11 protein-coding genes are annotated in these 10,196 nt (G+C 32.2%); 1 reads left to right on the top strand and 10 read right to left on the bottom strand.

Annotation, left to right across the window (positions count from 1 at the left end):
- Positions 1 to 101 precede the first annotated feature (101 nt).
- The 10 genes from RH98_RS07595 to RH98_RS07550 all read right to left on the bottom strand — a co-directional run bounded on the left by RH98_RS07595 (position 102) and on the right by RH98_RS07550 (position 9,466).
- Positions 102 to 410, bottom strand: a complete 309-nt coding sequence (locus tag RH98_RS07595) for a DUF6804 family protein (RefSeq protein WP_010252623.1) — start codon at positions 408 to 410, stop codon at positions 102 to 104.
- 293 nt (positions 411 to 703) lie between these two features.
- Positions 704 to 1,105: a DoxX family protein gene (locus tag RH98_RS07590; protein ID WP_010252621.1), complete on the bottom strand. Its 402-nt coding sequence runs from the start codon at positions 1,103 to 1,105 to the stop codon at positions 704 to 706.
- 8 nt (positions 1,106 to 1,113) lie between these two features.
- Complete coding sequence (locus RH98_RS07585) at positions 1,114 to 1,737, bottom strand: hypothetical protein (protein WP_010252619.1); 624 nt, start codon at positions 1,735 to 1,737, stop codon at positions 1,114 to 1,116.
- Between the two features lie 65 nt (positions 1,738 to 1,802).
- The gene (locus RH98_RS07580; protein ID WP_010252618.1) at positions 1,803 to 2,405 is read right to left on the bottom strand and encodes a Crp/Fnr family transcriptional regulator; all 603 of its coding nucleotides are present in this window, start codon (positions 2,403 to 2,405) and stop codon (positions 1,803 to 1,805) included.
- 100 nt (positions 2,406 to 2,505) lie between these two features.
- Complete coding sequence (locus tag RH98_RS07575; RefSeq protein WP_010252616.1) at positions 2,506 to 3,759, bottom strand: hypothetical protein; 1,254 nt, start codon at positions 3,757 to 3,759, stop codon at positions 2,506 to 2,508.
- 90 nt (positions 3,760 to 3,849) lie between these two features.
- Positions 3,850 to 4,293, bottom strand: a complete 444-nt coding sequence (locus RH98_RS07570; RefSeq protein WP_010252614.1) for a bleomycin resistance protein — start codon at positions 4,291 to 4,293, stop codon at positions 3,850 to 3,852.
- Positions 4,294 to 4,358: 65 nt separating this feature from the next.
- Positions 4,359 to 5,615 (bottom strand): NAD(P)/FAD-dependent oxidoreductase, encoded by a 1,257-nt coding sequence (locus RH98_RS07565; RefSeq protein WP_026038792.1) that lies wholly within the window; start codon positions 5,613 to 5,615, stop codon positions 4,359 to 4,361.
- Between the two features lie 154 nt (positions 5,616 to 5,769).
- Positions 5,770 to 6,657, bottom strand: a complete 888-nt coding sequence (locus RH98_RS07560; RefSeq protein ID WP_010252610.1) for a bifunctional 5,10-methylenetetrahydrofolate dehydrogenase/5,10-methenyltetrahydrofolate cyclohydrolase — start codon at positions 6,655 to 6,657, stop codon at positions 5,770 to 5,772.
- An 83-nt stretch (positions 6,658 to 6,740) separates the two neighbouring features.
- Entirely contained in the window at positions 6,741 to 8,078 is a 1,338-nt protein-coding gene (gene ffh / locus RH98_RS07555; RefSeq protein WP_010252607.1) for a signal recognition particle protein, read from the bottom strand.
- A gap of 1,037 nt (positions 8,079 to 9,115) precedes the next feature.
- Positions 9,116 to 9,466, bottom strand: a complete 351-nt coding sequence (locus tag RH98_RS07550; protein ID WP_010252605.1) for a winged helix-turn-helix transcriptional regulator — start codon at positions 9,464 to 9,466, stop codon at positions 9,116 to 9,118.
- Between the two features lie 96 nt (positions 9,467 to 9,562).
- Here RH98_RS07550 and RH98_RS07545 point away from each other — a divergent pair, with 96 nt between their 5' ends.
- Positions 9,563 to 10,162: an NAD(P)H-dependent oxidoreductase gene (locus tag RH98_RS07545; RefSeq protein WP_010252603.1), complete on the top strand. Its 600-nt coding sequence runs from the start codon at positions 9,563 to 9,565 to the stop codon at positions 10,160 to 10,162.
- The last annotated feature ends 34 nt before the right edge of the window (positions 10,163 to 10,196 follow it).

Raw genomic sequence — 10,196 nt, 5'->3', positions numbered from 1 at the left:
ATTAGTTAAATAATAAAATATAACTAATAAAATTCACTATTTACCTAATACAAAAGCAATATAAATAAAGAAAAACTCCTAACATTATTAATAACCTAAAATCATTGTTTCTCTTTTTTTCTATTATCTATGCTAAAGAATAAAGATAATAGCAATAAGACAGCAATAGTAATATTAATTATTTTCCACCACGCCCCTCCTATTGATAAATCATAAAAAGGCTGAAACACAATAATTAAGCCTATATAAGTGAATACCTCTATTAATTTCTTATTGATATGTGAATTATATGCTAAAATACCAAAAGCGACAATAACTATAAAACTTACCAGTCGATAAAAATCTGGAGGCATTGAGAAAACCGTTAATATTAACAGTAAAGCCACAATAATCTTTAATGCTTTTTCCATAACTACTTGTTTTTAAGATTTAGGTAAAAATACATTCAATGGTAATCGATGAAAGCAATTATTCCTACTTCTATCAGCAAAATTGTAACTTATAAAAGAAGAAATATTATTACTCTATCTAAATTAAGAATAATGAAGTTCAAAAACAATTAGATTCAACTTTAATTATTATTATTTTTAACTATAATCAACTATTTTACAATAAGATATAAAAAACAAAGCACCATATTATAAAAGTAAAAACACCCCATTTTTAGTATAAAATGGGGTGTTTCATATAATAATTACTTTCTTTAATCCCAACTATTATCAGTTGAAATTGCGTATTTTCCTCCGCCTGTAAAATACAAAGCGACCGCTATTAAAATATACATCCCTAAAAGTTCTACTTTCCATCCTCCATTATCATTTAAGCTAAAAATATCACTGCTCTGCGCCAGTAGCATTGCTGTCAAACAATTAATAGCAAAAACAGCAGCAACTATTCGTGTTCTAAACCCTATTAACAACAATAACGGTGCTACGACCTCACCTATATACACCCCATAACCAAAAACACTAGGTAATCCTTTTGATACAAGTAATTGTTGTATAAAATCTATACCGTGTACTAATTTTCCTATACCATATAATAGCATGGGACCTCCTATTGCAATGCGGCTTATTAATAAACCAATGTTTACATTTCGATTCATATCTCTATCTATTTAAAATTAACTTTAAAAAATGCACCTACGTTTTCAAGATGATGCCAACTATTGTTGAATTGCTCTAAATTCACTCCTATACCGTAAGCAATATTTGCGTTTTTTAGCCCTAAGCGTATGTGTTGAAATCCTCTTGTATATTCATGCTTATCCATATTACCTACTGCTGAAATTCTAAATAATGCTTGGTAATCTTTTGTAAGACGTGGTGTGTATTCAAGTAATAAACTTTGTTCTAACGTCCAGCCAGCTTGATAAGTAGCGCCTATACCATACATAAAAACAAAGTCTTTTTTTACAATTTGATATTGTAGTGAAGTAGTAAAAAACTTACCTGGATTCTTTACCCCAAAGCCTATATTCGCAACAAAGCTTTTGTTGAGCTGATAAGCCAAAGTATTGCGAATGAAGAAAATATTGTGATTGTCTTCTTTGTATTCAGAATCAAACAACGTCAAATTCTGCAATTTCAACCGTTGATTAATTTGATACTGAATCGTATGCGTATAAAAATAAGATCTGTGCCCCGCCATTACCTCTGGCACATAAGAAACAGATTGGGCAAATAGGTAAGAAGAAAAAAGAAGAAAGAAAAGATTAAAAATAAGTGCTGGTTTCATTTAATTACTATCATTTGTTACAAGACAAATGTAGTTGCACTCTATTTCATGATTCTTAAGATAGCTTAAGAAAGACTTTCTAATTGTTTTTTCTTTAAAGAACTTAAGAACTCAGGCGTAACACCTAAATAAGAAGCAATCATATATTGAGGTACGCGTTGCTCTATATTTCTGTAATCTTTTATAAAACGTTGATACCTTGAATAAGCATCAATACTCATATTTTCAAGCGTTCGCTCCTGCAAAGAGACATAAGCCTTTTGTATTTTTTCTCTAAAGAAAGTCGAGATAGCAGGAATACATTGATATATACGCTCCAAATTCTCTCTGCTAATTTGAAAAAATATACATGGCTCTATGGCTTGAATAAATAATGTTGATTCTTTTTGTGCTAAGTAACTATACAGATCATTAATCCACCATTGTTCAATCCCTAATTGTAAAGTATGTTCTTGGCTATTTTCATCGAGATAAAAGCTACGTGCGCTACCCTTTGCGATAAAGCGCATATGTTGTGATAATTGACCTGGCTGTAATAAATACTCTTTTCTCTTTAGTTCGATTACTTCAATTACATCATAAATTACATGCAGTTCTTGCTCTGACAATTCAATTGTTTGCTTTAGATGCCTTTCTAATAGAGGAAAATACTGTTCTTTTAAATTCATGATATTACTAATCAATTAGTATCCCAAAAGTAAAACATTCTAATAGTAATTAAAACATAAAAAAGGCTTCCCTGTTAAGAAAGCCTTTCGATATTCTAAATTACCATTTCCAAATTTGTGGTTCATTCTTCCATATCAATAAACGAAACTCTTCATAAAGATCAGCATCTCCTATCGTATGTGTATCTCTCACTCCTTTTCCAAACTTTAGTTTATGCAAAATACCCGCATAAGTCCCCACCCAAAGCGTTTGTTCATCATCAGATAAAGTCATTCCGTCAATAGTAGAACCCAAAAAGTGTTTCCACAATATCTTTCCTTCTTTATTAATCCCTTTTATATAACCATATGCATCACCTAAGATATAATAATCCCCTTTTGCTACACCTGCATAGACACGCATATTCTCATCTATATACACATAATCATCACTTTCCTCATACGCTTCAACCTCTAGTCCTTCTAACTTTTTAGCATCAACACCAATTGTCACACCATTATAAAAATGACATGAATTAGTGATTAACTGCTCATCATCTTTTGAGAATAAACAATAATGAGGATAGGAAGATTGCGGTCCTACTGAACCTATCTTATTGCCTTCTTCATTAAGAATGGCGTGATCGTAGCATTGATCTCCAACTACTATATATTTATTATCAAATGATAACACAGCATTTTCCATATCAATATCTGCGCTCCAATCTTCATCTTCTGCATCGTATTCGGGATGTATTAATTTGTTTTCCTCTGAGGACAACAAGTAAATACCTGCTGAAGAAACAACTATTACTTTCAGTCCATTATTATAAGGAATCAACTTAGTAATACCTGAACCCTTAATCGCTGCTAAATTAAAAGAGCTTATTTCTTCCCCACCCCATTCTTTAAATGTTGTGATAGAAGTACCGCTGGCAATAGCAATGACAGTCCCTTTGGGAGCTTTCCCTACAGAGGTAATCGATTTATCTAAAACGATCAATTCATCGCCATTGAGTAAACACGCTTGTCTATCTTCATAAGCAGTCCCTACAACAAAAATGATCTTATCATTCTCTAAAAAACAAAATTGAGTAATAGATTGCCCCTTCTCATCAAGCATAGATACAATTGGACTATGAGCAGGTGGAAACTGTCTTCTAAATTCCTCTACCTTATTTTCTCTATTTGCCTCTCTTAATAGCTTTATTACTTTAGTCCCTAAATGTTCTCTGGTATCTTCTGCTTCTTCACCTTTCCAATTTTCCCATCCATGCTTCTCTCCATAAGCAACCATCTCATTGATAGATTGAGCATATTGTTCTCCTTTTTGAAACCACTCTTCCTGTATCTTTTTTATTTCTTCTGTTGTCATTTTATAGCTTTTAATATGTTTTTAAAAATAATTATTTACTATTGAACTACAGAATAAATAACCTCCCTATTATTAGGGAATTTTCCTATACTATTTAGTAGTAATAGAGCGTTCTCCTAAGTTTTCAATTAGGCGGAGTAAATAACCATCGGGATCTAATACTAAAAATTGCTTTTGACCAAACTCTACATCTCCTACTTTATACCATCTTTCTTCTACAGGAATAAACAAATCCCGCTGATTATTATCTAAGCGCATTAGAATAGAATCTAACGCTACAACTTCTATTTGAAAGTTTATTCCCCTACCAAATGGTTTTTCAAGTGGTGCAGTATCCCAACTGTTGTCTTGAGGATTATGCTGTTCTAACATTATTTGTGCATCACCTAATGCTAGATATGCAAAGTGTTCTTCTACTCGCTCATACACGACCTCAAAACCGATAAGATCACACCAAAAATGTAAACTTTTTTTAATATCTGAAACCGCTAGTTCTGGTACTAACGCTGACCACTTCCTATTTTTACTTCTCACAATATTATACTTTATACAGTTTGCAACAAGACTCTTTTGTAGTATTAGGAATCATTAAATACAATCTAAACTTGTTCCCCCTTCATCATCTTATTCCAATATAAATATGGCAATAAATGTTTCTTTAGAATCCATAATCTCCAATGCTCTTTATCGCTATTAAAAATAAGCATCTGTTTAAGTTTAGGATCAGGGATAAACTCATTTTTATAATTAAACTCTGCTAATACCATTTTACCATATCCTGTGACTAATGGACATGAAGAATAACCTAGATAATCTTTATTTGTAGCCATATCTCCTTGCAGTAATTTAATAATATTATCAACGACTATAGGAACTTGCTTTCTAACTGCGGCACCCGTTTTAGCTGTAGGCAATCCAGCTACATCTCCTAATCCAAATATGTTTACATACTTACGATGTTGTAAACTATTTAAGTCCACATCTAACCAACCTGCATCATTAACTAACTTAGAATCTTTGACGAATTGAGGGGCAACTTGCGGGGGTGCTAAGTGCAGAAAATCAAAAGACATTTCTATAACCTCCTTATCTGGTATAGTTACACTTCCATCAGAAATTACAATACAATTGTTACTCGGCATATTCATTTTTTTAAAATATACCTTTCGTTGATCTGCATCAATTTTTATAGGATTGTGAAAAGGTTTGAAATCAATATCATTTCTCTCAATTACTTTCATTAAAGTCTCAGCAATTGGCTTTACACCAAAAATAACACTACCAGGAATGGGAAAATGAACCTTTGTTTCCTTATCAATACCTTTCTTACGAAAATACTCACAAGCTAAATACATTATCTTTTGGGGAGCACCACCACATTTAATTGGAGTATTAGGTTGTGTAAAAATAGCTGTTCCTCCTTCAAATTCCTGCAGAGATTTCCAAGTATATTCTGGATCTATGTAATTACTACAGACTACCCCTTTATCGACAGCGTCTTGCAAGCCCTCTATTAAAGACAAATCATTCACTAAGCCAGGACATACCACTAAGTATTCATAAGTAAGCTGTAATCCGTCTTGAGTATAAACTAAATTCCTTTGCGCATCGACTTCTCCCACCCAATCTCGTATCCATTGAACATTTTTTGGTATTAAATCTTTAGTTTTCCTAATAGTATTCTTTTTATCATAAGCTCCAGCACCAACCAAGGTAAATGCAGGCTGGTAATAATGCTGCTCAGAAGCATCAATAATTGCTATTGTTAAGTCCTGGTTTTTCTTTTTTAATTGTGCCGCTGTCATAATCCCAGCAGTACCAGCACCTATAATGATTACTTTGTAGTGAGTTTTCATCATTAATTAAATTTGTTTGAGTTTCAACACCAAACTATTCATAATAAAAAGCAATTTAAGTAACATTTGTTACACTACTTATTTTTTTTGTAAAAAAAAGAGAAGTGAAAACTCACTTCTCTCAAATAAAATATATTCAATATTTAACTCTTTATTATTCTCCTTTTTTAGCTCTTCTTGAGCGAGCCAATAAAGTATTCTTTAATAACATTGCGATAGTCATCGGACCTACACCACCAGGTACTGGAGTGATAAATGCTGCTTTCTTACTTACCTCATCAAAATCTACATCTCCTGCAATTACGTATCCTCTTGGATTTGTTGCATCAGGTACACGAGTAATACCTACATCTACTACAGTAACCCCATCTTTTACCATATCAGCTTTTAAGAAGTAAGGTACTCCTAAAGCAGAAATAATAATATCAGCCTCCTTAGTGATCTCAGCAATATTCTTAGTACGACTATGTGTAAGTGTAACCGTTGCATCACCTGGATAACCTTTTCTACTTAACAAAATACTCATAGGACGACCTACGATATGTGAACGTCCAATAACAACAACATTCTTACCTGCTGTTTCAACTTTATAGCGCTCAAGTAATTCCATGATTCCGTAAGGAGTAGCTGGTAAAAATGTCTCCATTTCTAACGCCATTCTTCCAAAATTAGTAGGGTGAAAACCATCTACATCTTTATCCGGATCGATTGCTAATAAAATCTTTTGTTCATCGATGTGCTTTGGCAATGGCAATTGAACAATATAACCATCTATTGCGCCATTTTCATTTAATTCTTTGACTTTAGCCAGTAATTCTTCTTCTGTAGTATCTTCTGGCAAAGCCACTAATGTAGATTCAAAACCTACCTTTTCACAAGACTTAACCTTACTCCCTACGTAAGTTAAACTTGCACCGTTGCTTCCAACAAGTACTGCTGCTAAGTGAGGTACTTTTTCACCACGAGATTTCATCTGTTGAACCTCAACAGCAATCTCATTCTTGATATCTTCCGATACCTTTTTTCCGTCTAGTAGTTGCATTTAATAAAAAAATAAGTGTGTTGTTGTATGTAAAATAAAGAAGGTTTAAACTTCATACGAACCTTAAACCTTCTTTTGTATTCTTATTGCATGCCTTTCATTTGCCCCATCATTCTCATCAAATTCTTTCCTTTTGAGCCTTGCATCATTTTCATCATTTTACTCATCTGCTCGAATTGTTTTAGCAGTTGATTTACTTGTTGAATATCCGTTCCTGACCCTTTTGCGATACGTTGCTTACGCTTAGCATCTAGTAAAGATGGTTTTGAACGTTCAGCAGGAGTCATTGAGTGGATAATTGCTTCGATGTGTTTAAACGCATCGTCTTCAATCTCTACGTCTTTTAATGCTTTTCCTACACCAGGTATCATTCCGACTAAGTCTTTCATGCTACCCATTTTCTTCACTTGTTGGATTTGACTTAAAAAGTCATCAAAACCAAACTCATTCTTAGCAATTTTCTTTTGGATTTTACGAGCCTCTTCCTCATCATATTGAGCTTGTGCACGCTCAACTAATGAAATAACGTCTCCCATTCCCAAAATACGGTCAGCCATACGTTCTGGATAGAAAATATCGATTGCATCCATTTTCTCTCCCGTACCAATAAACTTAATTGGTTTATTTACAACTGACTTAATAGAAATTGCAGCCCCTCCACGAGTATCACCATCTAATTTAGTAAGGATCACCCCGTCAAAGTTTAATCTATCATTAAAAGCTTTAGCTGTATTAACAGCATCTTGTCCTGTCATTGAATCCACTACGAATAATGTTTCGTGTGGTTTAATAGCATTGTGAATATTTGCTATCTCTGTCATCATCTCTTCATCTACTGCTAGACGACCAGCAGTATCGACAATAACAACATTGAATCCATTTGATTTAGCATGCTTAATTGCATTCTCAGCAATTTGCACAGGATTATTATTTCCTTCTTCAGAATAAACCTCAACACCTAATTGTTCTCCAACTACGTGTAATTGATTAATAGCCGCTGGACGATATACGTCACACGCTACTAATAATACATTCTTATTCTTTTTAGTTTTTAAGAAGTTAGCTAATTTACCAGAAAAGGTAGTCTTACCTGATCCCTGTAAACCAGACATTAAAATAATTGAAGGATTACCTGATAAATTGATACCTGCTGCCTCACCTCCCATCAATTGTGTTAACTCGTCTTTTACGATTTTAATCATCAATTGACCTGGTTGTAATGTAGTCAATACATCTTGTCCTAAGGCTTTTTCTTTTACTTTGTTAGTAAAATCTTTGGCAATCTTAAAGTTAACATCGGCATCCAATAGTGCTCTACGCACCTCTTTTAAAGTGTCTGCTACATTGACTTCAGTTATTTTACCATGTCCCTTAAGGATATGAAAGGCTTTATCTAATTTATCGCTTAAATTATCAAACATATCGGTATTATTTTAATACTTTGAGTCGCCAAAGATACTATTTAACTCGTTAAGTCACAAAAAGCAAAAGCAACAAAACTAACTTTTTTTAAATATTTACTATAATTCTCTTATCCTCTATACTTAACTGACTTAATTATAACCTTTATCCAACTATAAAATAAATCGAATATACTGTGATTTCAAAATATTGAATTCATAAGAAACTAAAATACCTGAAAGCTAACTTTATTATCACTCTTCCAATTCATTGCAACCGTTTTATTTTTATACTTTTTAAAAATTACTCGCATAATTATTCAAAGGTCTTTTTGAATAGAAGTGCCTAAAATGATTGGTAGAATCAAGTATTCCATATACGCTTTTAATACTATAGAGGATATGATTTTTTCAACAGCGCTTTAACAACGCTTCAACAGTTCTTCAAGATTCCTTCAACAAACAGCCCTCTATATGGAGCAATCATGGCGAAATGTTGAAGAAGTGTTGAAGGATTTCGCTCTAATGCTTATGAATACTGGCTTTGACAAGCATTACGATTTTGACTTAAAATGATGATTTTTACACTAATGTATTGTAATTTAAGTAGATATGATTTTTAGGGTTAAAAAAAAGTGAGGTACTTTTTATTTTGCTCAGATAGTTAAAGTATTTACAGAAAACCTCATATTCTATTAATATGTAAAGCATGTATTTGATATAGAAAATCTATTTTGAAGAAATAACTACTACTGATACTAGTTTTGATTCACAGAAGCTTAAAAAAATAATAGCTAACATCTGTCCTAATAAGCGAACTGGACAAGATAATGAAGACGATTATTTTGATGAGAAACTATACAAAGAAAGATTTGTTATTGAAAAAATAAAGACTTGGTTAGACAACCTCCTTCTTCACACAATAGATTCGATATCCCATTATCTAGTTGGATAGCATGAAATTCCATTGCTTTTATAGGTATAGAACAAAAGAAGTTTCAAAAAACTAAAAAGTAAGAATGATTTCATTTTAAAACACAAAAGTATACAGATGAATATCATTCATCTGAATGCTTTACATTACCATTATTAATAGCTACTTCTTTACCCCACTGCGAAATAAGTTCTAGTATAGGGATTAAAGTTTTGCCGAAATCGGTCAGTTCATATTCTACTTTTAATGGAGGTTTACTAGCATACACTGTTCTTTTTACCAAACCATCTCTCTCTAACTCTTTTAATTGGAGACTAATTGTACGCTCTGTTACCATAGGCAACTGCTTCCTTAATTCACTATATCGCTTTTTTTCAATTAAGTGAATAAGAATAACTGCTTTCCATTTTCCTCCTATATACTTCATTGCCACACTAGTACTGCAATGATATTCTTCATTATCTATATAATACATCTGTTACTATACAATTTGACCGTTATTGCAAATCTATATTACTATACTTAATTTAGCAACTATAATTTTTATAGTATAATTTTAAAAAATAAAAATATGAAGTTTCTAGATTTAGCAAAAAAGAGATATACGACTAAAAAGTATGATCCAACTAAAAAGATTTCTGATGAAATTATTGAAGAAATAAAAGAAATTCTAAGACTTAGTCCTTCCTCAATGAATAGTCAACCATGGAAATTTACAATCGTTAGTAGTGAAAAAATAAAAAAACAATTAGCAGAACATTCATTGCATAATACCCAAAAAATATATGATGCAAGCCACATTATAGTTTTTAGCGTAATAGATAATATTGAACTTTTTGAAAAACAAATTGCAGAAAATCTCTCTGAAGGACATATCAATTACTACAATCAATTTGTAAAAATTAATGGAGAGCAAGAAATAAAAGCATGGTTAGCTCACCAAGTCTATATTTCTCTTGGATATTTCTTAACAGCTTGTGCTAGTTTAGGTTTAGACTCTACACCTATGGAAGGAATTAACAACTATGATTATGATAAAATTCTGGATCTACATAATTATCATACTCTATTTGCTGTAGCTATAGGTTATAAAGATTCTAATGATACTAACCACCCAAGCGTAACTCCAAAAACACGATTACCTCTAGATAAAATTATTGAAATAAAATAGATCGTAGAATGAGTTTTCATTAAAAAAATAGTAC

The sequence above is a fragment of the Myroides injenensis M09-0166 genome (assembly GCF_000246945.1).
GTDB lineage: Bacteria > Bacteroidota > Bacteroidia > Flavobacteriales > Flavobacteriaceae > Flavobacterium > Flavobacterium injenense.
Note: the sequence above shows the minus strand (reverse complement) of the source record. Positions and strands in the feature narration are given on the sequence as shown.